Source organism: Chryseobacterium sp. DT-167 (assembly GCF_058310155.1).
The window spans coordinates 41,614-65,230 of sequence record NZ_JBZEEQ010000001.1; the positions used below are offsets into that span (position 1 = coordinate 41,614).

Below are 23,617 nucleotides of genomic sequence, written 5' to 3' on the forward strand. Positions count from 1 at the left end.
TTCATTTAGTTCTTATTTTTTATTTCGGAGGAAAAACAAAACGAATAAACTTTTAAAATTATTGCCATGAAAACTTTCATAAAAATCGATTATTACATCCAAATGGTTGTTGCTTTAAGCTTTATAATACTTTTAATAACAGATATTGCTGTGTTTGATAGTGGTTACAGTTGGATAGGATATTTTGTGATGGCTGCTTTCCACACGGTCAGTTTTATAATCAAAATATTCTCAAAAAATTATTCCAAAAGCATCGGATTCAAAATGTATTCATTTACTAGTCTTACAATTCTTATCTCATTACTCATTGTCATTGTGTTTGAAGAGATAGAGTGGGTGACGAATTTTGTAGGGTTTATTTTAATGTTTGGAATTCCTCTTACTCCAATTTTAGCGATTTTTTATTTAATTATTGTTTATACAGATTATCAGGAATCTTTAACACAAAATTCTTAATCCATTAAAACTAAAGAGATGAAAACACTACAAAATCACACCCTCATCTACGACAACGAGTGCCCAATGTGTAACATCTATTCAAAAGGTTTTATCAAATGTGGAATGTTGGATGAAAGCGGAAGAGAAGCCTTTACAGAACTGACTTTCAAAAATAAAGATTTAATAGATTTCAACCGTGCAAAAAACGAAATTGCCCTAGTTGACCACAATCAAAACAAGGTGATTTACGGTTTAGACAGTTTATTGTTAATCATTGGAAATTCCTTTCCGTTATTAGAAAAAATTGCCAGAATACGACCTCTGTATTGGATTTTCAAAAAACTTTATTCTTTTGTTTCGTACAATCGGAAACAGATTATTCCTTCTGCAAAAGATCAAACGGAAAAAGCATGTATTCCTGATTTTAATATAAAATACCGAATTGCTTACATTGCATTAGTTGCTATTTTTTCAGGATATATTTTAAGTGTTTTTTCAGCTAAATTAGGTTTAGGCGTGAAGGAAAACTTTTTAAGAGAATTTGCCATTTGCTTAGGGCAGATTGTCTGGCAAACATTATTTTTAAAATCATATTTAAAAGAAAAACTCTGGGATTATCTCGGAAATATGATGACGGTTTTAATAATTGGAACTTTACTTTTAATCCCGGCTTTATTTTTAAATCTAAATTCAATTTCATCAATTATTTACTTAGGAACTGTAGTTTTCATCATGCTTTTGGAACACTTGAGAAGATGTAAAATTTTAAAATTAAATTATCTTCCAACAATTTTTTGGATGATTTTCAGAACATTGGTACTTATCACATTAATATTTTTATATGTCTAAAATTCATTTAAAAACCATCATCAAAGCCGATATTCACAGAGTTTTCGATTTGGCAAGAGATATTGATTTGCATCAAAAGTCAACTTTTAAAACAGGCGAAAAAGTAATTGCCGGAACGATTTCGGGCTTGATTGAAGCGGGTGAAACGGTTACTTGGCGGGCAAAACATTTAGGCTTTTATCAAATTTACACTTCAGAAATTATTGAGATGCAAAAGCCATATCAGTTCACGGATGTCATGTTGAAAGGAACGTTCAAGTCATTAAAACATCAACATATTTTTTCTCAAAAAGGCGAAAACACAATCATGACCGATATTTTCGAATTTGAATCACCATTCGGAATTATCGCAAAACTTTTTAACAGATTTTTCCTTAAAAATTACATGACGAATTTTCTAATCGAAAGAAATAAACTCATCAAAAAAACAGCAGAGTTATCTGATTGAAAATTAAATATTTAACCAATAAAAAATTATTTCATCTTAAACAATTCAAAAACAAAAATTATGAATTTCCTGAAAGCCGAATGGCGAAAATTAGCAATCATCAATTACGAAATAGATCCCGAAATATTAATAAAATATCTTCCAAAATGAACTGAACTCGATTTCTATAAAGGCAAATGTTATGTGAGTCTCGTAGGTTTTATGTTTTTAAATACCAAATTATTAGGACTTCCAATTCCTTTTCACAGAAATTTTGAGGAGGTAAATCTTAGATTTTATGTTAAGAAAAAAGAAGGAAATGAGTGGAAAAGGGGAGTAGTTTTCATCAAAGAAATTGTTCCGAAACCTGCATTAAGTTTTGTGGCAAACTCAATTTACAGAGAAAATTATCAGACAATGCGTATGAAAAATCATATTCAGCATAGCAAAAATGATTTCATGATCAAATATTCCTGGAAAGACAAAAGTTGGCATTCTATCGAAATAACTGCCGACAATAAAGCATTACCGATGGAAAATGATTCAGAATTTGAATTTATCACGGAACATTATTATGGTTTTACAAAAGGATCCAACAAAACCTCAGAATATGAAGTCTGTCATCCAAAATGGGATTGGTACAAAGTCAGAAATCATCAGCTCGAAATCTGTTTCAACAAGATTTACGGAAATGATTTTGAATGTCTAAATCATCAGGAACCCCTATCGGTCATGCTTGCAGAAGGATCTAAAATTATCGTGAAAACGAAAAAGTATTTAGTTTAGAAAAATTAAATAAAAGTCAGAAAGCCTGCTGAAATTTATTTTGTCTAAAATATTTTAATTCAAAAATCATTTGCTTATGTGTTAAAAAATGTTTGTTGCTTTTGTGGTTAAAGATTAAATTAGCAAAAACTAAAAACTTTATGGTAAGTAAAAAAACGAAAACCCTGTTTTTCTCGTCACTTTTACTCTCATCTACTTATTTTTCACAGGCTCACAATGTTTCGGAGGGTTACCAGAAACCGACAGATCCGCTCGTAATTCAAAATCTGGAAAACTGGCAGGATTTGAAATTCGGACTGTTTATGCATTGGGGAACCTACAGCCAGTGGGGAATTGTGGAGAGTTGGAGTCTATGCCCTGAAGATGAATCCTGGACACAAAGAAAACCGGAATACGGAAAATCTTACTACGAATATGTGAAAAACTATGAAAATCTTCAGACGACTTTTAACCCGACTCAGTTTAATCCACAAAAATGGGCAGATGCAGCAAAAAAAGCCGGAATGAAATATGTGGTCTTTACCACAAAGCATCACGATGGTTTTGCAATGTTTGATACTCAGCAATCTGATTATAAAATTACGTCTTCAAAAACACCTTTTTCCAAAAACCCGAAAGCGGATGTGACAAAAGAAATTTTCAAAACATTCCGAAAAGAAGGCTTTAAAATTGGGGCTTATTTTTCAAAACCCGACTGGCATTCTGATGATTATTGGTGGTCCTATTTTCCGCCAAAAGACAGAAATGTGAATTATGATCCGAAAAAATATCCCGAAAGATGGGAAAATTTTAAAAAATTCACATTTAATCAATTAAATGAAATCACTTCAAATTATGGTAAAATCGATATTCTTTGGCTGGATGGAGGTTGGGTTCGTCCATTTAATACTATTGATCCAAAAGTAGAATGGCAGAGAACCATCAAGGTCGAACAGGACATTGATATGGATAAAATCGGGACGATGGCTCGGAAAAACCAACCTGGAATTATCATTGTAGACCGCACTGTTCCTGGAAAATGGGAAAATTATGTGACGCCGGAGCAGGCCGTTCCCGAACATACTCTGTCAATTCCATGGGAAAGTTGCATCACGATGGGAGATTCTTTTTCGTATGTGCCGAATGATAATTATAAGTCGTCTCAAAAGATTATTGAAACTTTAATTAAAATCATTTCGAGAGGAGGAAATTATCTGATGAATATCGCGCCCGGTCCCAATGGAGACTATGATCCGATTGTCTACGAAAGGTTAAACGAAATTTCTGACTGGATGGATAGCAATCAGTCGGCTGTTTTTGCAACAAGAAGTATAGCGCCTTACCACGACGGAAATTTTTATTATACTCAAAGCAAAGACGGAAAAACGATGAATATTTTTCATATTGATGAAAAGACAGATTATCAGTCCCCATCGGCTTTAAATTTTTCTATTCCTGAAAATTTTAAACCAAAATCATTGAAAATTCTAGGATTAGCAGATAAAATTCAATGGAAAAAAACAGGAAATTCTATTGAAATTAATTTGCCTAAAGAAAGAAATCAATTAAAATATGCAACCGTAATTCAAATTACACAATAACTATAAACTGTCTTTAAAACGACCTAGGAAATCGCAGCGTTAAGAAAATTAAAACTTAATCCGTTAAGAAATTCCCATTGTTTGAAGCGCGACACAAATATTGAACCGAAGAACGAATATTGAATTCGCGCAATTTTTGGGAATTTTAGGATTAAATTTTAATTTTTAGCGGAGAGTTCCAAGTCTTGAATTTTTGGTTCTTTTGTTTCAAGACAAAAGAACAATAATTAAATCAAATTATTTATGTGCTTTAAATTTCGTTTTAAAATCATAGCAATTTCATTATTGAGTTCTATATTCATCTCAGCTCAAAAACCGTTATACAAAGATCCGAAACAGCCTGTAGAAGCCAGAGTTCAGGATTTACTGAAAAGAATGACGCCGGAAGAAAAATTCTGGCAGTGTTTCATGATTCCCGGAGATTTGGATAACGTTCCGAAAGGTCAGTATTCCCACGGAGTTTTCGGTTTGCAGGTAAGTGCGGGAAATCAGAGCGGTGGAGCTGCCGGACAAATGTTGACCTATAATGCCAATGAAGATGCGGAAAGATTAGCCAAAAAAATCAATGCGATCCAAAAATATTTTGTGGAAGAATCCAGATTGGGAATTCCGATTATCCCTTTTGATGAGGCTTTACACGGATTAATGCGAGAAGGAGCAACGGCTTTTCCACAGGCGATCGGTTTGTCTGCAACTTTCAATCCGGAGTTGATGAGGGAAGTTTCGTCGGCCATTGCAAAAGAATCGAAGCTGAGGGGAATTCGTCAGATTTTGACGCCGGTTGTGAATTTGGCGAGTGATGTTCGATGGGGAAGAACCGAGGAAACGTATGGTGAGGATCTGTTTTTAACTTCTGTGATGGGTGTAAATTTCGTCAGTTCTTTTGAAAATCAGGGAATTATTACAACTCCGAAGCATTTTTTAGCGAATGTGGGCGAGGGCGGAAGAGATTCGTATCCTATTCATTGGAGCAAAAGATATTTGGAGGAAACACATTTGATTCCTTTTCAAAAAGCCTTTAAACAAGGGAAAAGTCGTTCTGTAATGACTTCTTATAATGTGTTGGACGGAAGACCTTCCACGGCGAATCATTGGTTATTGACCGAAAAATTAAAAAACGAATGGAATTTCAAAGGTTTTGTCATCAGTGATGCAAGCGCGGTGGGTGGTGCAAATGTGCTGCATTTTACAGCAAAAGATTACGATGATGCTTCTGCACAGGCGATCAATGCTGGGCTTGATGTGATTTTCCAGACAGAATATAACCATTATAAATTGTTTATTCCGCCGTTTTTGGATGGAAGAATTTCTCAGGAAAGAATTGATGATGCGGTTTCGAGAGTTTTACGGGCGAAATTTGAACTCGGTTTGTTTGAAAATCCTTACGTTTCTGATGCAGCTATTTCGGAATTAAAAAAATTAAATCACAAACCTTTAGCCGAAAAAACAGCTATTGAATCTTTTGTTTTGCTTCAAAATAATAATCAGACACTTCCGATTTCAGGAAATATTAAAAAGATTTTGGTGGTTGGAACTGATGCAGTTGATGCAAGATTGGGTGGTTATTCGGGACCGGGAAATAAGAAAGTGAGCATTTTGGATGGAATTAAAAATTTCGTTAAAAATAAAAATATTGAAGTGAATTATTCAAAAGGAATTGACTGGAATTTGAAGAGTTTCACGACAGTTTCAGCTGAATTTTTATCTTCTGAAAACCAAAAAGGACTAAAAGGAAACTATTTTTCCAATTCTGATTTAAAAGGAAATCCCGCATTTGAAAAACAGGACGAACAGTTGAATTTTAAATGGACTTTATATTCTCCAAATCCTGAAAAATTACAATCGGACAATTACAGTGTTCGCTGGACAGGAAAATTAGAAGCTCCAAATTCTGGAAAATATCAATTGGGACTTCGTGGAAACGATGGTTTCAGATTATATTTAAATGGAAAATTAATGATCGACAATTGGGAAAAGTTGAGTTATTCAACCAAAACGGTTGATATTGATTTTATTAAAGGTCAAAAATATGATATCATTGTTGAGTTTCATGAAAACAGGGGAGAAGCAAACATCGAATTGATCTGGAATTATGGTTTAAATGATGGGCAAAAAGATTTTAATGATGCTTTGCAACTGGCTCAAAATGCAGATTATATCATCATTACAGCCGGAATTCATGAAGGGGAATTTCAGGATCGTTCTTCGTTGAGCCTGCCAGGAAATCAGGAAAAATTTATTCAGGAAATTTCAAAATTGAATAAAAAGATTGCGGTTATTTTGGTGGGTGGTTCTGCCATTAAAACTACTGATTGGAAGGACAAAGTCGGAGCCATTTTAGATGTTTGGTATCCCGGAGAAGAAGGTGGGAATGCCGTGGCAAAAGTGCTTTTCGGGGCAGAAAATCCATCAGGGAAATTGCCGGTTACGTTTCCGATTGAGGAAGGTCAGTTGCCTTTGACCTACAATCATCATCCGACAGGAAGGGGAAATGACTATCACGATTTGAGTGGTGAACCATTGTATCCTTTTGGTTTTGGTCTGAGTTATACGACTTTCGAAATATCTGATTTACAATTAAATAAAATAAAATTTACTGAAAACGAAACGATTGTAGCTACAATTATGGTTAAAAATACAGGCTCAAAAACGGGACGAGAAGTGGTTCAGTTATATGTAAAAGACTTGCTGGCTTCCGTTTCAAGACCGATTATCGAATTGAAAGGGTTGAAAAAAGTTGAGTTAAAACCTGGAGAATCAAAGCAAATTTTGATTGAAGTTCCGGTTCAGGAATTGAAGTTTTTAAATGAAAAAATGAATTGGATCGTCGAAAAAGGAACCTACAGAATTATGGTCGGAAACTCATCAAAAAACCTTCCTTTAAAGCAGAATATTGAAGTTGAATAAAACCTCTTCATAATGTGGTATGATATATGTAATGTTTAATATGAATCTGAATGAAATAATTTAAATCATTCAAAAAATAAAATGTCATGAAAAAATTATTAATATCAACCGTATTGTTATTTGGATTATCAATAAGTGTATATGGACAAAGACGTCCGCCTGCTCCGCCACATCCGTCAAAAACGGAACTGACAAACAGTAAATCCAGAGAATTGCAGAAAAGATACAATGCAGAGAAAAAGCTGATCATGAATCATCCGGTGGCTACAAAAAAAATGAAGCAGGAGCAACTGAAAGCTTTGAATTTAAGATATCAGAATGAAAGAAAACTGCTTAATAGTACAAGGTAAATAATCAATCTTATGATTTGATTTACTAATCAGAAAAATCTTATTTTAAATAAATCGAATGAGAGAATGCATTTTTGCGTTCTCTTTTTTGTTTAAAATTAAACTGTAAAACTTTGTTTCTCATGAAAGCTGTTATGAAGCTTTAAAGGAATAGTTTTTGTTCGTGAAATGTAGAAATTTCAATAATCTATCAAATCACTCAATAAAATTTATGAAAAAATTTATTCTACCTATTTTACTCGCAATTGTTGTAAGCTGTAAAGACAAAAAAAGTTCAGAAAATATGAAAACAGACGAAGTAAGAACGGAAACCGATACTTTGCAGTTGCCTGCTCCGGACGAAAAAAGTGCTAAAAATAAATTTAGTAACGTGATCGGATGGCCATCGGGAAAAACTCCGGTTGCTCCTGAAGGATTTACGGTAACAAGATTTGCAGAGAATATTAAAAGTCCACGAAATATGATTCAGGCATCTAACGGAGATATTTTTGTTGTACTTTCCAATTCTGAACGTACCGCAAAAGAAAAGATCAAAAACGACATCAGCGGAAAAAGCGATGCTGAAGTTGGCGGAAAATCAGCCAACAGAATTATTCTTTACAGGGATGCAAATAAAGACGGGGTTGCAGAATCTTCTTCTGTTTTTCTTGATAATTTAAATCAACCATATGGAATGTTGATTATTAAAGACCAATTTTATGTAGCAAATACCGATGGACTTTGGGTTTATCCTTATAAAGAAGGTGAAACAAAAATCACAAAACCGGGTAAGAAAATCGTCAATCTTCCGGCAGGAGGTTATAATAATCACTGGACGAGAAATTTAATTTCAAATAAAGATCAGTCGAAAATTTATATTTCTGTTGGATCAGGAAGCAACGTTGGAGAAAACGGAATGGAGTATGAAGTGCGAAGAGCTAATATATTAGAAGTAAATCCTGACGGAAACGGAGAAAAGATATTTGCAGCAGGACTCAGAAATCCTGTGGGAATGGGCTGGAATCCTGTAACCGGAGAATTATGGACTGTCGTGAATGAAAGAGATGAATTAGGTGATGAGCTAGTTCCAGATTATTTGACAAGTGTAAAAAGAGATGCATTTTACGGATGGCCTTATGCATATTTTGGAAAGCATGAAGATCCGAGAAGAAAAGGAGAAAAACCAGATTTGGTTGCAAAAACAATCGTTCCGGATGTTCCATTGGGAGCTCACACCGCATCTTTGGGACTGACTTTTTATACAGGTCAACAGTTTCCGGAAAAGTATAAAAACGGAGCGTTCATCGGACAGCACGGATCATGGAACCGTTCTTCGTTAGCAGGTTATCAGGTTGCTTTTGTACCATTTAAAAACGGGAAAGCTTCAGGAGGTTATGAACCTTTTCTGACAGGTTTTATTGCAGATAAAGATAAAGGAGATGTGTATGGAAGACCGGTCGGTGTTTTACAGATTGCAGACGGTTCTTTACTCGTAGCAGATGATGTCAGCGGAATTGTCTGGAGGGTTTCCCAGAACAAGAATAAGTAAAAAATAGGAAAAGCAACTTGATAAGGTTGCTTTTCGTTTTCGTCAATATTTTTCCTTAAATTCGCATAAAAATTTTAAGCTAATGAATTACGATATTATTGTCATCGGAAGTGGTCCTGGTGGATATGTTACAGCAATCAGAGCAGCACAGTTGGGTTTCAAAACCGCAATTATCGAGAAAGAAAGTTTAGGAGGAATCTGCCTTAACTGGGGATGTATTCCAACGAAAGCTTTGTTGAAGTCGGCTCAGGTTTTTCATTACATCAATCACGCTGAAGATTATGGTTTAAACAAAGTGGAAGCGAGTTTTGAGTTTCCGAATGTGATCCAGAGAAGCCGTGGTGTTGCTTCTAAGATGAGCAAAGGAATCGAGTTCTTGATGAAAAAGAACAAAATTGATGTAATTCTTGGTACAGCTAAAGTTCAGAAAGGTAAAAAAGTTTCTGTAACAGATAAAGAAGGTAAAGTAACCGAATATTCAGGAACAAACATCATTATTGCTACTGGAGCTCGTTCAAGAGAATTGCCAAACTTGCCTCAGGACGGTAAAAAAGTAATCGGATACAGACAGGCATTATCTCTTCCTGAGCAGCCAAAATCTATGATCGTTGTAGGTTCCGGAGCTATCGGAGTTGAGTTTGCTGATTTCTATAATACAATGGGAACAAAAGTAACTGTTGTTGAATTCTTACCAAATATTGTTCCTGTGGAAGACGAAGAAATCTCAAAACACTTAGAGAAATCTCTGAAAAAATCAGGTATCGAGATCATGACCAACGCATCTGTTGAAAGCGTAGACACAAGCGGAAACGGCGTGAAAGCGACGGTGAAAACAGAAAAAGGAAACATCACCCTTGAAGCTGATATTTTATTATCTGCTGTGGGAATCGCTGCAAACATCGAGAACATCGGTCTTGAAGAAGTGGGAATCCAGACAAATAAAGGTAGAGTTTTGGTTAATGAATGGTACGAAACTTCAGTTCCTGGTTACTATGCAATCGGAGATATCATCCCGACTCAGGCTTTGGCACACGTTGCTTCTGCTGAAGGAATCACTTGTGTAGAAAAAATCAAAGGCTTGCACGTTGAAAAAATCGACTATGGCAATATTCCGGGATGTACTTACTGTCACCCAGAAGTGGCTTCTGTTGGTCTTACTGAAAAACAGGCTAAAGAAAAAGGTTACGAGATCAAAGTTGGTAAATTCCCTCTTTCTGCAAGTGGAAAAGCGACTGCAAACGGAAATACAGACGGTTTCATCAAAGTGATTTTTGATGCGAAATATGGAGAATGGTTAGGTTGTCACATGATTGGTGAAGGAGTAACCGATATGGTTGCAGAAGCTGTTGTTGCCAGAAAACTGGAAACTACAGGTCACGAAATCATCAAATCTATTCACCCGCATCCAACGGTTTCTGAAGCCATTATGGAAGCTGCTGCTGCTGCATATGGTGAAGTGATTCACATTTAATTTTTTTGCTTTGACAGAGGTGTAGATCTTTTGACAAAGTTTAACAATATCAAAACCACAGATTTTTTTCTGTGGTTTTTTGTTTTTCTTAAATATTTTTTATGGTTTTATTTCGCTTATTTTCTTAATTTTATTCATATTAATAAACTACAAATTAAAATTAAATTATGTTTAAAAAATTAGCTGCAGAAGCTTTAGGATTAGGAGATATAGGTAAAATTATTCCTTCCCAGGATTATGATAAAGTAGATTCTGATGATTACATTCTTTCGGAAGATCAGGAAAAAATTTTCTTCCTGATTAAATCTAAAAGAGATGAGTATTGCTTTACCAACAGAGCATTGATCCATATTGACGGAGCTAGTGCAATTGACCGAAAGAGAATTTTGAGAAGATATGAATACTATCAGTTTCCTTTCTCGAATGTAGTGTTGCAGACTGCAGGAACAATTGACCTGGATGTTGAAATATCATTTAATATCGGAAATGTTCCTTTAATGATCAGTGTTGCAAAAGGGCAGGTTGATCAGCTGAAAGATTTATACAAAGCACTCTTGGCAATTCAGCAGGTGGTTCATCACAATCATTCACTGTTGAATTTTTCAAATGACAGTTTGCAGAAAGCAATAACAACTGTAGCATCAGGAAAGCAGGAAAACGTTTCGAAAAGTCAGGAATTAAGAACAATTAACGAATATATTTTCGCCTGGAATACAACCAGTTTTGATAAATATACCCAAAAAGATTTCTCTAAAATTTTTGAAAAGTATATCAATAATTAGAATTTAATTCTGAAAGTTATCAATAAACCACAGATTTTTTGTCTGTGGTTTTTTTTTTTTTCATGCAATAAAAATTATTGGTAATGCATAATATTTAACGTCATTATTACTGTTTTTCCAGAGAGTTTTCATTAAATTTATTCAATGAATTTTGAAAAAACAGGATTGGTTTTATCGGGAGGCGGTACAAAAGGTATTGCTCATGCAGGGGTTTTAAAATTTCTGAGCGAGAAAAATATTGACATTGATATTCTGTCATGTTGCAGTGCAGGATCCATTGTCGGCTGTCTTTATGCAATCGGGAAAAAGCCTGAAGAAATTTTAGATTTCTTTCAGTCCATCTATTTTTTTAACTGGAAACATTTTACGTTTAATCAACCAGGATTGGTTTCCTCCATTATTTTTGCCAATTACCTTAAGCCAATTTTTCAGGATATGAAAATTGGTGATTTAGATAAAGAAGTGCGAATTGTTGCTACAGAACTAGTTTCAGGAACGGAGAAAATATTTGATAAAGATTTTAATGTAATCGATGCAATGATTGCTTCGTGCTCAATTCCCGGAATTACAACGCCTTATATTTTGGGTGAAGAAATGTATTGTGATGGGGGAGTTCTCAATAACTTTCCGGCAGATATTATCAGAAACGACTGTGATAAATTGATCGGAGTATTTGTTTCGCCGCCGCATGATATTAAAATTACTGATCTTAAAACCATTAAATCTATCGTTTCCCGCTCTTTCGATCTGTTTTCCTACAGAGTTGAAAAAGTAAAATTTGAATATTGTGACTGGCTTATTTCTTCAAAAGATCTTTCCGCTTTCGGAAATTTTGAAAGAAAAAAAGATCGTCTCGAGCAAATTTATAACATCGGATATGAAGCTGCCAAAAGCAGTTATTCGGAAAATGATTTTATGAAGGCGTTGAAAAACTAGGGTTATTTTACAAAAATATCCGTAAACTCAAAACTTTTACCGTTAAACAATCCTTTATCGCTTAGTTTTAATTCAGGGATAACCAAAAGTGCCATAAAAGACAAACTCATATAAGGAGCTCTCAACTTACTTCCCAATTCTTTAGCTCTTCGGTCTAATTGGATATATAATTCTGCAACTTTTTCGGCTGGAAGATGGGTCATAATTCCTGCAATTGGCAATTCCAAAACCAATTCTTCAGTTTCTGTAGCCAATGAAATTCCTCCTTTTGCTTTGATTACTGCATTGACCGCTTTACAAATATCCTCATCATTCGTTCCTACGACAACGATATTATGACAATCGTGGGCGACACAGGAAGCGATCGCTCCACTTTTTAAACCAAAATTTTTAATAAATGCTACTGCAACAGGCGCGTCATTGTAACGATTGACAACGGCAATTTTCAGAATGTCTTCCTCGATGTTTGATTCAGCAAATCCATCAATGACTAAAGTTTCTTTTTGAATTTCATGGGTAATTAATTGTCCGTCTAAAGCTTCTATTACCCGAGTTTTTTCACCTTCACTTTTAATTTTAAAGTCAGAAGGCTGTTTCAGGTTGCAATTAAAATTATTCACAATCGGTGCTTCAACAGATTCAATAAATGATTTTCCGTTCTCTGCAACCAGTTCTCCGTTGATGTATGTTTTTAAAATATTAAAATCATCAATATTATCAACCTCAATAAAATCTGCATTGTCACCAACCTGCAATAGTCCTATAGGTAAATTATAATGTTTTATGACATTGTAAGAAGCTGCACGTAAAACGTCATATACATCGTGACCTTTTTTTATTGCACGTTTCACATGCTCGTTGATATGAGATTCGATCAAATTATCGGGATGTTTGTCGTCACAGCAAAACATAATCTGCTCCGGGAAATCTTTTAATAAAGGAATTAATGTATCAAAATTTTTGGCAGCACTTCCTTCTCTGATCATTATTTTTACGCCATGCTTCAGCTTTTCGAGAGCTTCAGTGTAACCAAAACATTCATGATCGGTAGTTATTCCTGCATCAAAATAAGTTTTCATTCCTTCGCCCATCAATCCGGGAGCATGACCGTCAATAGGTTTTTTGTGTTTTTTTGCAGAAGCAATTTTCTTTAAAACGTCTTCATCATTATAAATCACACCCGGAAAATTCATCATTTCAGCGAGATAAACAATTTCATTTCTGCTTAATAGTTGATCAATATCATTAGGATCAATGACTGCTCCCGCTGTTTCAAAATTGGTTGCGGGAACGCATGAAGGAGCTCCAAAATAAAAGTGAAACGGAACTTTCTGAGCATTATCAATCATATAATCTACACCGGAAATTCCCAAAACATTGGCGATCTCATGAGGATCGGAAATCGTTCCCACAGTTCCGTGCTTTACAGCAATACGCGCAAATTCTGAAGGAACAAGCATACTGCTTTCAATATGAACATGAGCGTCTATAAAACCGGGTAAAATGTATGTATTTAAAGATTCTTCAATCCTTTTGATTGAGACAATTTTTTTATTGGAAACAATAACTTTAGCAGGGTAATTTTCCCTTGAAATAATGTCTATTAGATTGGCTTTAACTGTAAATGTCATTGCGTTTTTATTAAAATGAAAAATTCCTAATTGCGAAAATTAGGAATTTATTATTTGATTTTTTAATTAAATTTAATTTTTTACAATCTTACCATCTTGTTTTACCACAGTTTTTCCGTCAATATCAGTTACAACCAATGTGTAAGCGGGTTTTGTTGCAGAATCACTCAGATAATTTCTGTAGACTTTATAGCTGTAATTATTATTGTTGAATTCGTAATAATAATTCCCTCCGCTTCCGTCAGGAATGAGTTCTCCATCAGAAATGATCATGCTTGGTTTTGCAGTTATTTTTGTATTGGCACCCCAAGATTGGTAAAGATAATTTCCGTTGGGTTGTTTGTCGATTCTTATTTTAAACTTTTTAGTTTTAATGATAACTGTTTTCGGAACTTTTTCCTGATCTTTTTTCCCTCTGTTATTCTTGATTTCTTTAGGTAAATCAGAAATATTATCATCTTTTATCACATTTGCAAAAGATAAAAAAGGTGCTAAAGTTGCATACAGTATAATTTTCTTAATCATTTTGTCGATATATTTTAAGATTATTGTACCGGAATATTATCAAATTTAGAGCCAATTACAAAATATTTTCAGTCTGTGTATAACTCGCAAAAGCTTCTTCTAAGCTATCAAATTTACCTTTAAACTCTTCGATTGCGCAATCTTGTAAAATATTTCCTTTGTGAATCAAAATCACTCGTGAACACAATGCTTCAACTTCCTGCATAATGTGCGTGGAAAGCAAAACCGTCTTTTCTTTACCAATTTCCTTCACCACATTTCTGATTTCAATAATTTGATTGGGGTCTAAACCGTTTGTCGGTTCATCTAAAATCAATAAATCCGGTTGATGAATAATCGCCTGAGCCAAGCCGACTCTCTGTTTATAACCTTTGGAAAGCTGACTGATTTTCTTTGATTTTTCCGGAGTAATTCCTACCAATTCAATCACTTCATCTACTCTTGCTTCAGAAATTTTGTGAATATTTGCTACAAACTGCAGATATTCCTTTACATACATTTCCAGATACAACGGGTTGTTTTCAGGCAGGAAACCGATGTTTTTTTTACTTTCAATCTCATTTTCCGAAATGTTTTTACCATTAAAAATGATTTCACCCTCATCAATTTTCAGAGCACCGACAATCGATTTCATCAGCGTAGATTTTCCTGCTCCGTTGGGACCGAGAAGACCGATAATTTCGTTTTTTTCAATAGAGATATTAATGTTATCGAGAGCAGTTTGCTCAGCAAATTTTTTGGTGAGATTGATTACTTGAAGAGACATAATTTAATGATAATCTTTTCACAAAAATAAAAATAAAAAAACTCATTCGATGAGAATGAGTTGAGTATTATTAAAAAAAATAAAATTATTTTCTTGATTTCTTTTTAGTGGTTGTTGGTTTTGTAGCGGCAGGTGTTTCGTTTGTGTAGGTTTGTTGTGTATTCGCTACATTAGAAGCTGCGGTTGTTCTTTGTGCCGGTTTATTGTACAAAGCCGCTTTTGAAGTACCGATCCCGAAAATTTTATCAATCTGCTTTTTATTCAGAAACTGTGATTTTCCAACATATTTTCTGTTTTTATTGATAAACTGAATGAATTGTACTGTCGGCTGACCATAGTTTTTTTCATAATGAAGTTCGATAATATCATTAGGAAGCTCTAAAGTCACATTTCCTACTGGTTCGTCGATAAAACCGTCAGTAACAAGTTTGTAAAGCCCCATTACATCACCATTGACGTCTAGAAATGAAAATGATCTGAAGGTATTCAGATTACTGGTATTGATATCCTGATAATTAAAAGTAAACCTGTTTTCTTTTTTATAAAGACCTACCGAGTTTTCTTTGCCGATTTCCACCAGAGTTTCATTCTTCAGAACTTTAATTTGTGAAAAAGCACCAATGCTGAATATGCAGGTGAATAGTAGAATTATTTTTCTCATGTATTTTATTTTAATAATTGTGATATGGTCTTGCTAATTTAATTATTCTACCATAAACAACAATTTTTTCTGGGACAAAAATAATATTTTTTTTTGACATCGTTATTTGCATTATTAAAATTCAGGATAATTTAATTTCTTATTAAAAATAAAAAAAACCGCTCTTTAAAGCGGTTTTAGAATAAGTGACCTCGACAGGACTCTATTCAAATCATCTATTGGCAGATATAGATAGTATTTTGAAGGTACTAAAGGGTATTTAGAATATACTTCAATGCGAAAAATTTAAATAAAAAATCTCTGTTTTATATGATAATATCCGGTTAAAAAAATATATAATCATATCTTCTTCTCATAAATGTGTTTGAATTGATGGGTACATTAAATATATTGTTACCTACTAAGATCAAACTGTTTTTTATTTTTAAGCACTTACAACATATTTTTCTATGATAGGTCTATCGCTATTTTCATCCCAAATTAATTTCCAATTTTCTGTTTCAACAACATTAATTTCTTTTTGGCTTTCTTTTTCTTTGGCTTGTAAATGTACTTGAAAACGTATATCAAATCCATTTCTTTCAATTTCCTCGATTATTAAATTTTTAACTTCATGTTTAATTGGAACTTCTAATTTTTCTTTTATTGCGTAGTACCATGCATTAAACTCGTTGTGTCCTTTCATGTTGCCGTATCCAGGAAATGTGAATTCTATATCTTTATGAAGGTATTGAATAAAGTAACCGTTTTCATCTAATCTGTCAAAATGGCTAAACCATTTGTAAATAAAAGTTTCCACCTTTTCTTTATTCCCTTTAGAAAACTCCTGAATTTTTTCAATTAGTTTTTCTGCATGAGCAATAGCATTTTCTTTTACTTCCGACATGGAATTGTATATTTCAGGAACATAAGCATTTCGATAAGAGTACAAAGGCTGATTATAAATCATTTGTATATGATAAATAGACTGCTGCATTGGTTTTAAAATATCTTCTATACTGAAACGATTATACCCAAGAGGTGTAAAAGACTCTTTTGATCCACCCAATGTGACACTTTGTAAAAAATGTTTGCCTTTAAGTTTATCTCCTCCTGTACCATAAGCGAATCCCCAAGTCATCACATCATCAAAATATTTTTTTAAAATAGATGGTGTAGAGTACCAATAAAGAGGATGTTGAAAAATTAGAAAATCTGCCTTAAGCAATGCAGTTTGCTCTGCCTCTATATCAATTTTATAATCAGGATATAACGATTCGAGATGACGCACCTCTAACTGAGATTCTGGGATTGTTTTTTTTATATGTTCTATAATTGTTTTATTGGCTATTGAATTCTCTAAGTCCGGATGTGATAATATGATTAAGATTTTCCTACCATTACGATTGTGAGTCGTTGAATTTTTTGTTGTCATTTTTAAACTATATTAATTATAGTTGCAAAACTATTTTTAAATTTGAACCCAATCAATAACTGTCAAATTTGACAGGTTAAAATAATTTGAAATGAATAGCAAAACATCTATATCAACTAACGAAATTAATGAATTGAAATTCCATTGTGAGATGGACGTTGCCATGCATTATGTAGGCGGAAAATGGAAAACGGTGGTGCTTTGGTATTTAATAGAGGATAAGAAAAGATTTAACGAAATAAAAAAACTCATCCCAAATATCACCGAAAAAATGCTTTCAATTCAATTGAAAAGTTTAGAAGAGGACGGGATTATAAAAAAAGAAGTTTTTAATGTAAAACCGCCCTTAAAAGTAGAGTATTCCTTAACGGACTTTGGCAAAACACTTATTCCTTTATTGCAATATTTGGTTACTTGGGGAGGTTTTGTTGTAAAAGAAAAATCATATTCAATACACACAAAAAAGTAATCCCGAAAGCATAGATACTGCAGATATTTAATCGAAAAACATAAATACTCATACCTTATTTTTCCAGTTTTTTCATGAAGCTGCGGATTTTTTCAATGATTGCTTCACCTTCTTCTTCCATGGCAAAGTGGCCTGTATCATAAATATTATAATCGATATTTTTGACGTCTTTTTTAAACCCTGCTGCACCGCTTTCCGGAAAATACACATCATTTTTACCCCAAACAACGAGTAATGGTGGTTGATAATCACGAAGATATTTTTGCCATTTTGGGTATAGCTTGACATTATTTTGGTAGTCATACCACAGGTCTAGATTTACCTTATGTGCATTGGGGCGAGACATTCGCAAATAATCTAGCTGCCAGGAATCAGGATTTATATTTTCTTTATTTCTGGTGCCGTGCGTGTATTCATTTTTCAGACCTTCAAGAGTAAAAGCTGGTAATAAAACCGATTCTGTTTTCTCATTCCGATCTTTCCATAATTCTCTTATAAGTTTCCATCCCTCACCGAGGCCTTCTTCATAAGCATTTCCGTTTTGTGTTATAATAGCAGTAACTCTTTCCGGATGCTTTGTAGCGATTCTAAATCCAATAGGAGCACCATAATCCTGCATTACTATTGCATAAGATGTTAATCCTTTTTTTTCTAAAAAATCATCTATGGTATTGGCTAAATTGTTAAAGGTATATTCATATTGATCGGGCGCAGGAAAGTCACTATCACCAAATCCAGGATAATCCGGAGCAATCAAATGGTAATCGTCCGATAACTGATCAAGCACTTTTCTGTATTGATGGGATGAAGCTGGATACCCATGTAAGAGTACCAGAGTAGGTTTTTCTGGATTTCCTGCTTCCCGGTAAGCGATATTGATTCCGTTTACCATTAGTTTTCTAAATTTTGTGGTTTTCATATCTGCATCTGTTATAGAATGATTATGTATTTCCGTTAATTTTTTGGATGTTTTATCACATCCCAATAGTAGCATTAATGCAAAAAATAGAATTATTGTGTGTTTCATAATGATTAAAATTATATTTACCAAACGTTCGGTAAAATATGTATTTAAATTTTTTTATTTGATATATCGTTGTTCAATATTTTTCAATGCATTTTCAAAAATAGTTGTATCGTTCAATATTTTAGAAAGAACCAAACTACCTTGAATATCTATTAAATTTTGGATAGCCAATTGTTCTGCAATTTTAGGTGATAAATGAAATGAAAGTCCGATGTTTGTGAATGAATTAATCCATTGTTGCATGCTTTCTTTGAGATTATTCTCAAAAAGTTGTAAACCTGCGTCCATGGATAGTGCTTTAAATATACACATGTTTTCGCCTCCTTTGTAGAGCAGACTGATTTGTTCCAAGCCTGTTTTTAATCGCGTAACTGAATCATTTTTTTTATCCGTTAGTGCAGAAAAAACATGATTTTCCACCCATTGGTCAAGGTATAGCAAAACAGATTCTGCCATTTCTTGTTTTCCATTAGGGAATCGATGATAAAGACTGGCCTTTTTCAATCCTGTTTCGTCTGAAAGTTCCTTTAAGCTGGCTCCTTCATATCCAAATGCACGAAAAGTTTTGGACAGGCTTTCCATTAAATCATTTTCTGATACTTTCTGTGGTCTCATAGTACAAAGTTACTAAATAATTCTAATTTTACCAATCGTTCGGTAATTATTTTATTCGATATTTTAGATATGAACTTTAAATGTAACAATATTTCAACTAATGATAAAAATCCCCGATCGATTGAAATCGGGGATTTCTCTTTTAAGAGACTATATAATAATAGGAAACTTGTCTTAAATAACAAATGACTTTACTTGAATTATTAGTCCATTTTTAAATTTCCAAATATCGCAGTAAGAACTTTCCTTTTCATTGCCAATATTTTCAAAAACGATCTGACCAAGCTCGATGACGATATCTTTTTCTGTGATATGATCTTCTGTTGTAAATGTTATCCCATCATAAGAAGAACTGATATATTTAAGGATTTCTGTTTTACCATTAAATGTACTTCCGCCAACATTAATCCATTTGATATCATCAGCGCAATATTCAATAAATTCTTCATAGTTTCCTTCTGCCAAAGCTTTGTTAGCTTTTATAAAAATTTCCTCGTTATTCATAATCCACTTTATTTAATACATGTTTTAATTACCGATCTGTACACCAATCTTTCCATAAAAATCAGGATCACTATCTCTGAACTCCAAAAGGCTGTGTGCCTTACCTATTTCTGCTAATGGGAAAACTTTGTTTAGGACAGGTTTTAATTTCCCAGACTCGATTAGTTTCGTAAGCTCGTCCAATTTGTTTCTGTTCTGTCTTGTAAATACAAAATGGTAAGTCGCATTTTTTCCCCATGCATGAATCAGATTTTGTGGAATTTCAATATCAACTAAAGTAACGACTTGTCCCATTTGGTTTAGAATCTTTCCGCTGTCCGAAAGGGTAGTACCGCCAATGGTATCAATTACAACGTCTACACCTTTACCGTTTGTCAGCTCCAAAATTGCATCGATATAATTTTCCTTTTCATAATCAATGATATGATCTGCCCCCAATCCTTTAAGGAATTCATGGTGAACACTTCTGGCTGTCGTATAAACAGTTGCACCCATTGCTTTTGCCAATTGAATGGTTGGTATTCCTACACCTCCTGCACCGCCATGTATCAGGATTGTTTGATTAATCTTAAGTTGTGCTCTCGTGTAAAGCATTTCCCAAGCCGTTCCCCCTGCTAAAGGAAATGTAGCGGCTTCCAAATGACTGATGTTTTTCGGTTTGATACCAATGATCGATTCTTTGGCTACGTGATATTCTGCATAGCTTCCATATCCATTAAAAATTTCAGGAGTATAATATACTTCATCACCGACTTTGAAATTATTGACACCTGTTCCAACTTCTACAATCACACCTGAAACATCGTGTCCTGTGATTACCGGAAGTTGTAACTCACTTTTATAATCTCCTCTGCGAACCTGAAAATCCAAAGGATTCACTGATGTTGCCATCACTTTTACTAATACTTCATCAACACCTGGTTTTGGGGTTGGAACATCTAATATTTCAAATTTTTCTACCGAGCCGAACTCGTTTAATACTGCTGCTTTCATAATGATTGTATTTATTTATTATTTATGTATTTACCTATTTAGGCAAAAGTCTAATTATTAATTAAAATTTTTTTATTTATTAATCGTGAATTTATTCTTTCTTTTCTATGTATAAATTTTCCATTACAGATTTGAAAAAGTTGTGACTTAAAAATTTGAACTTATCTTCTTTTTACTAAACAATTTAAATCAACCTGTAATCATAAAACCAAATCCGTTGTTGGATTTGCCTAATTAGGTAAATACCTAAATTTAAATATAAAAATTTTTATAAATCTTCTTTTATCATTCTGGCTAATTCCTGAATTGCTCTTTCATTTCTCTTATAATACGTCCACTGTCCTTGTCTTGTTGCGATCAGAATTTCAGCCGTTGACATTGTTTTTAAATAATCAGAGACCGTAGGAACTGACATTCCTGCTTTCTGTGCTATATCAGATACACAAACCCCTAATTCAGGAGAGTAATTACTTAATTCTTCTTCAGGAAAATGATCGAAAGGATCTTTTAACCATCCAAGAATATTGAGACGGGTCTCATTTGATAATGATTTGATAACTTCCAATAATTTCATACGACTTTGATTTTATTTTACAAATTTAGGTAATTTCCTAAATTCCTACAAATGTTAGGATGTGATTTTTAATATAAGAATTATTGACAATGACTATTATTAAATTATTCTACCGACTGTATATTTTTATTGCTTTTAGCGGTTTTCATGCCCCATTCTGAAATGGATTGAAGGATGGGTATCAGAGTTTTGCCGAAATCGGTTAATTCATAATCAACTTTAAGCGGAGGTTTACTTGTATGAACAGTGCGTTTAATTAAACCGTCTGCTTCCATTTCTTTTAATTGCAGGCTTAAAGTACGCTCTGTGATCATAGGACATTCTTTCCTCAATTCATTATAGCGCTTCTTTTCAATTAGGTGCATCAGGATTACCGCTTTCCATTTACCGCCTATATATTTCATGGTAAGGCTTGTGGTACAGGGGAATTTTTTGTTATCTATACAATACATATGCTACTATCATTTTTATCCGTTATTGCAAAAATAATAAACTATACTTAATTTTGCAACTATATAAAATATAGTTTAAATTTAAAATTAGAAAATATGAATTTTTTAGAGTTGACCAAAAAAAGGTACACTACAAAGAAGTATAATGCGGATAGAAAAATTTCTGCCGATAAAATTGCAGAATTAAAAGAAATTTTAAGATTAAGCGCATCATCTATCAACAGCCAACCATGGAAGTTCTCCTTTATTGAGAGCGAAACTGTGAAAAGTGAATTAGCAAGTGTATCATATTTCAACGAACAGAAAATCAATGACGCAAGCCATCTTGTTGTATTCAGTGCCGTTGATAAGCTACAGGTATTTGAAGAGGAATTGCTACAGAATCTTCCTGATGGATCACAGGGATACTATAATCAATTTTTAAAACCATTACCAGAATCAGAGATAAAGTCATGGTTGCAACATCAGGTGTATCTGTCTTTAGGATTTTTCCTTTCTGCTGCAATCAGTTTAGATTTAGACAGTACACCGATGGAAGGAATCCAAAGCGACAGGTACAAAGAAATATTGGGGTTAAAAGATTACAAACCTTTGTTTGCAGTGGCTCTCGGTTACAGAAATCCCGATGATGTAAATCAGCCGTCCATCAATCCTAAGTCTAGATTGTCTTTGGAAAAAATCATTCAATCTATTTAAAGAGATTTGTAAAGATAATTTTCTATATTTAAGAGTAGCAGCAAAGCTATGATACACTAATTAATATAAGTTTCACAAGTAAAAATTAAAAATATGAAAGCAATAGGGTTTAAAAAATCGTTGCCCATCAGCGATTCTGAAAGTTTCGTTGAATTTGAAACCGATAAGCCAAAACCAACAGCAAAAGAACTTTTGGTAAAAGTAGAAGCTATTTCCGTAAATCCGGTGGATTACAAAATCCGACAGAATAGCCTTAAAGACAAAACTCAGGATGAACCAAAAGTAATTGGTTGGGATGCTGTAGGTATCGTTGAGGAAATTGGAAATGAAGTTACTTTATTTAAAAAAGGTGACAAAGTTTTTTATGCAGGCGACATCACCAAACCCGGCTCAAATCAAGAATATCAACTTGTGGATGAGAGGATTGTCGGTTTTGCACCAAAAAACCTTACCATAGAGGAAGCTGCAGCAATGCCGCTCACTGCGCTTACAGCATATGAAATCTTATTCGACCGTATGGGATTGTCAAAAGAAAAAGATACTGGAAAATCCATATTAATCATTGGTGGTGCAGGCGGTGTAGGTTCTATTGCGATTCAAATAGCTAAAAAATTGTTGGGACTGACGGTCATCACCACAGCATCCAGACCGGAAAGTATAGACTGGTGCGAGAAAATGGGTGCAGATGTGGTAGTCAAACACGCAGATTTGGTAAAAGAAGTACGTAGTGCTGGTTTCGAAAACTTTGACTTCATTGTTGATTTTGTAGATCTTAATCAATATTGGGATGCACTTGTCACGTTAATCAAGCCACAGGGGAAGATTGCTTCCATTAGTGATCCTGCACATCCGGTGGATCTTCGACAACTCAAAGGAAAGAGTGTAAGTTTTTATTGGGAACTTATGTTTACGAGAGCTATGTTTCAGACCGATGATATGATTCGTCAACACGAAATTTTAAATATAATTTCCGACTTATTAGATAAAGGCATTCTAAAATCAACCTTAAATAATACCATAAATGGTTTCTCTTCAGAGAACCTCAAAAAAGCCCATCAGCAATTAGAATCAGGTAAAACAATTGGGAAATTAGTAATAAAGTTTTAAAGGAAATATAATGTTTCAATAACATAACTAAAATGAAGAAAGCTTTGCATTCTGGTTTAGAAAGTTTTTAGGTTTTTGATATACATTACTTCGATTGTTCAATTTAAATCAGATATACAGATTGTTTGA

General features: G+C 33.8%; 24 protein-coding genes and 1 pseudogene. 14 read left to right on the plus strand and 11 right to left on the minus strand.

Translation table 11 applies throughout. The features are described from left to right. Positions 1-66 precede the first annotated feature (66 nt). The 11 genes and pseudogenes from AC4FQ5_RS00160 (at position 67) to AC4FQ5_RS00210 (ending at position 12,054) form a co-directional block, all read left to right on the plus strand. Positions 67-456: a hypothetical protein gene (locus AC4FQ5_RS00160; protein ID WP_491140478.1), complete on the plus strand. Its 390-nt coding sequence runs from the start codon at positions 67-69 to the stop codon at positions 454-456. 18 nt (positions 457-474) lie between these two features. Then, positions 475-1,287, plus strand: a complete 813-nt coding sequence (locus AC4FQ5_RS00165) for a DCC1-like thiol-disulfide oxidoreductase family protein (protein WP_491140479.1) — start codon at positions 475-477, stop codon at positions 1,285-1,287. Further along, a complete protein-coding gene (locus AC4FQ5_RS00170) occupies positions 1,280-1,735 on the plus strand; it encodes an SRPBCC family protein (protein WP_491140480.1) in 456 nt (151 codons plus the stop codon). Before AC4FQ5_RS00165 ends, AC4FQ5_RS00170 begins: the two co-directional genes overlap by 8 nt. Positions 1,736-1,897: 162 nt before the next feature. Continuing rightward, positions 1,898-2,500: pseudogene (locus tag AC4FQ5_RS00175) on the plus strand (YqjF family protein); the annotation flags it as partial. 140 nt (positions 2,501-2,640) lie between these two features. Continuing rightward, positions 2,641-4,080, plus strand: coding sequence for an alpha-L-fucosidase (locus AC4FQ5_RS00180; RefSeq protein WP_491140481.1), 1,440 nt, complete (start codon positions 2,641-2,643; stop codon positions 4,078-4,080). A gap of 243 nt (positions 4,081-4,323) precedes the next feature. Beyond that, positions 4,324-6,987: a beta-glucosidase gene (locus AC4FQ5_RS00185; RefSeq protein WP_491140482.1), complete on the plus strand. Its 2,664-nt coding sequence runs from the start codon at positions 4,324-4,326 to the stop codon at positions 6,985-6,987. 86 nt (positions 6,988-7,073) lie between these two features. Further along, positions 7,074-7,337, plus strand: coding sequence for a hypothetical protein (locus AC4FQ5_RS00190; RefSeq protein WP_491140483.1), 264 nt, complete (start codon positions 7,074-7,076; stop codon positions 7,335-7,337). 211 nt (positions 7,338-7,548) lie between these two features. Continuing rightward, positions 7,549-8,865: a PQQ-dependent sugar dehydrogenase gene (locus AC4FQ5_RS00195; protein WP_491140484.1), complete on the plus strand. Its 1,317-nt coding sequence runs from the start codon at positions 7,549-7,551 to the stop codon at positions 8,863-8,865. Positions 8,866-8,947: 82 nt separating this feature from the next. Next, positions 8,948-10,336, plus strand: a complete 1,389-nt coding sequence (gene lpdA / locus AC4FQ5_RS00200; RefSeq protein ID WP_491140485.1) for a dihydrolipoyl dehydrogenase — start codon at positions 8,948-8,950, stop codon at positions 10,334-10,336. A 167-nt stretch (positions 10,337-10,503) separates the two neighbouring features. Beyond that, entirely contained in the window at positions 10,504-11,118 is a 615-nt protein-coding gene (locus tag AC4FQ5_RS00205) for a PH domain-containing protein (RefSeq protein ID WP_491140486.1), read from the plus strand. Positions 11,119-11,262: 144 nt separating this feature from the next. Beyond that, positions 11,263-12,054: a patatin-like phospholipase family protein gene (locus AC4FQ5_RS00210; RefSeq protein ID WP_491140487.1), complete on the plus strand. Its 792-nt coding sequence runs from the start codon at positions 11,263-11,265 to the stop codon at positions 12,052-12,054. A 2-nt stretch (positions 12,055-12,056) separates the two neighbouring features. On the opposite strand, the gene ade is transcribed toward AC4FQ5_RS00210, so the two are convergent. The 5 genes from ade to AC4FQ5_RS00235 all read right to left on the minus strand — a co-directional run bounded on the left by ade (position 12,057) and on the right by AC4FQ5_RS00235 (position 17,051). Further along, positions 12,057-13,685, minus strand: a complete 1,629-nt coding sequence (gene ade, locus AC4FQ5_RS00215) for an adenine deaminase (protein WP_491140488.1) — start codon at positions 13,683-13,685, stop codon at positions 12,057-12,059. A 72-nt stretch (positions 13,686-13,757) separates the two neighbouring features. After that, a complete protein-coding gene (locus tag AC4FQ5_RS00220; RefSeq protein WP_491140489.1) occupies positions 13,758-14,210 on the minus strand; it encodes a hypothetical protein in 453 nt (150 codons plus the stop codon). Between the two features lie 55 nt (positions 14,211-14,265). After that, a complete protein-coding gene (locus tag AC4FQ5_RS00225) occupies positions 14,266-14,976 on the minus strand; it encodes an ABC transporter ATP-binding protein (RefSeq protein ID WP_491140490.1) in 711 nt (236 codons plus the stop codon). Positions 14,977-15,061: 85 nt separating this feature from the next. After that, positions 15,062-15,637 carry a hypothetical protein gene (locus tag AC4FQ5_RS00230; RefSeq protein ID WP_491140491.1) on the minus strand — a complete coding sequence of 192 codons (576 nt, stop codon included), beginning with the start codon at positions 15,635-15,637 and terminating at the stop codon, positions 15,062-15,064. Between the two features lie 424 nt (positions 15,638-16,061). Then, positions 16,062-17,051: an NAD(P)H-dependent oxidoreductase gene (locus AC4FQ5_RS00235; RefSeq protein WP_491140492.1), complete on the minus strand. Its 990-nt coding sequence runs from the start codon at positions 17,049-17,051 to the stop codon at positions 16,062-16,064. A 91-nt stretch (positions 17,052-17,142) separates the two neighbouring features. On the opposite strand from AC4FQ5_RS00235, the gene AC4FQ5_RS00240 reads away from it, so the two are divergent. Then, a complete protein-coding gene (locus AC4FQ5_RS00240; protein ID WP_491140493.1) occupies positions 17,143-17,520 on the plus strand; it encodes a winged helix-turn-helix transcriptional regulator in 378 nt (125 codons plus the stop codon). Positions 17,521-17,575: 55 nt separating this feature from the next. Here AC4FQ5_RS00240 and AC4FQ5_RS00245 read toward each other — a convergent pair whose 3' ends face one another. The 6 genes from AC4FQ5_RS00245 to AC4FQ5_RS00270 form a co-directional block, all read right to left on the minus strand. Further along, positions 17,576-18,547, minus strand: coding sequence for an alpha/beta fold hydrolase (locus AC4FQ5_RS00245; RefSeq protein ID WP_491140494.1), 972 nt, complete (start codon positions 18,545-18,547; stop codon positions 17,576-17,578). A 54-nt stretch (positions 18,548-18,601) separates the two neighbouring features. Next, the gene (locus tag AC4FQ5_RS00250; RefSeq protein WP_491140495.1) at positions 18,602-19,162 is read right to left on the minus strand and encodes a TetR/AcrR family transcriptional regulator; all 561 of its coding nucleotides are present in this window, start codon (positions 19,160-19,162) and stop codon (positions 18,602-18,604) included. A gap of 174 nt (positions 19,163-19,336) precedes the next feature. Further along, the gene (locus AC4FQ5_RS00255; RefSeq protein WP_491140496.1) at positions 19,337-19,666 is read right to left on the minus strand and encodes a nuclear transport factor 2 family protein; all 330 of its coding nucleotides are present in this window, start codon (positions 19,664-19,666) and stop codon (positions 19,337-19,339) included. Positions 19,667-19,690: 24 nt separating this feature from the next. After that, positions 19,691-20,659, minus strand: a complete 969-nt coding sequence (locus AC4FQ5_RS00260; RefSeq protein ID WP_491140497.1) for a zinc-dependent alcohol dehydrogenase family protein — start codon at positions 20,657-20,659, stop codon at positions 19,691-19,693. Positions 20,660-20,927: 268 nt separating this feature from the next. Then, positions 20,928-21,233, minus strand: a complete 306-nt coding sequence (locus tag AC4FQ5_RS00265; RefSeq protein WP_491140498.1) for an ArsR/SmtB family transcription factor — start codon at positions 21,231-21,233, stop codon at positions 20,928-20,930. 104 nt (positions 21,234-21,337) lie between these two features. Next, positions 21,338-21,685, minus strand: coding sequence for a winged helix-turn-helix transcriptional regulator (locus AC4FQ5_RS00270; RefSeq protein ID WP_491140499.1), 348 nt, complete (start codon positions 21,683-21,685; stop codon positions 21,338-21,340). Between the two features lie 96 nt (positions 21,686-21,781). On the opposite strand from AC4FQ5_RS00270, the gene AC4FQ5_RS00275 reads away from it, so the two are divergent. Together AC4FQ5_RS00275 and AC4FQ5_RS00280 are read left to right on the plus strand one after the other, a co-directional pair. Continuing rightward, positions 21,782-22,381, plus strand: a complete 600-nt coding sequence (locus AC4FQ5_RS00275; RefSeq protein WP_491140500.1) for a nitroreductase family protein — start codon at positions 21,782-21,784, stop codon at positions 22,379-22,381. A gap of 93 nt (positions 22,382-22,474) precedes the next feature. Further along, complete coding sequence (locus tag AC4FQ5_RS00280; protein WP_491140501.1) at positions 22,475-23,488, plus strand: zinc-binding alcohol dehydrogenase family protein; 1,014 nt, start codon at positions 22,475-22,477, stop codon at positions 23,486-23,488. Positions 23,489-23,617 lie beyond the last annotated feature (129 nt).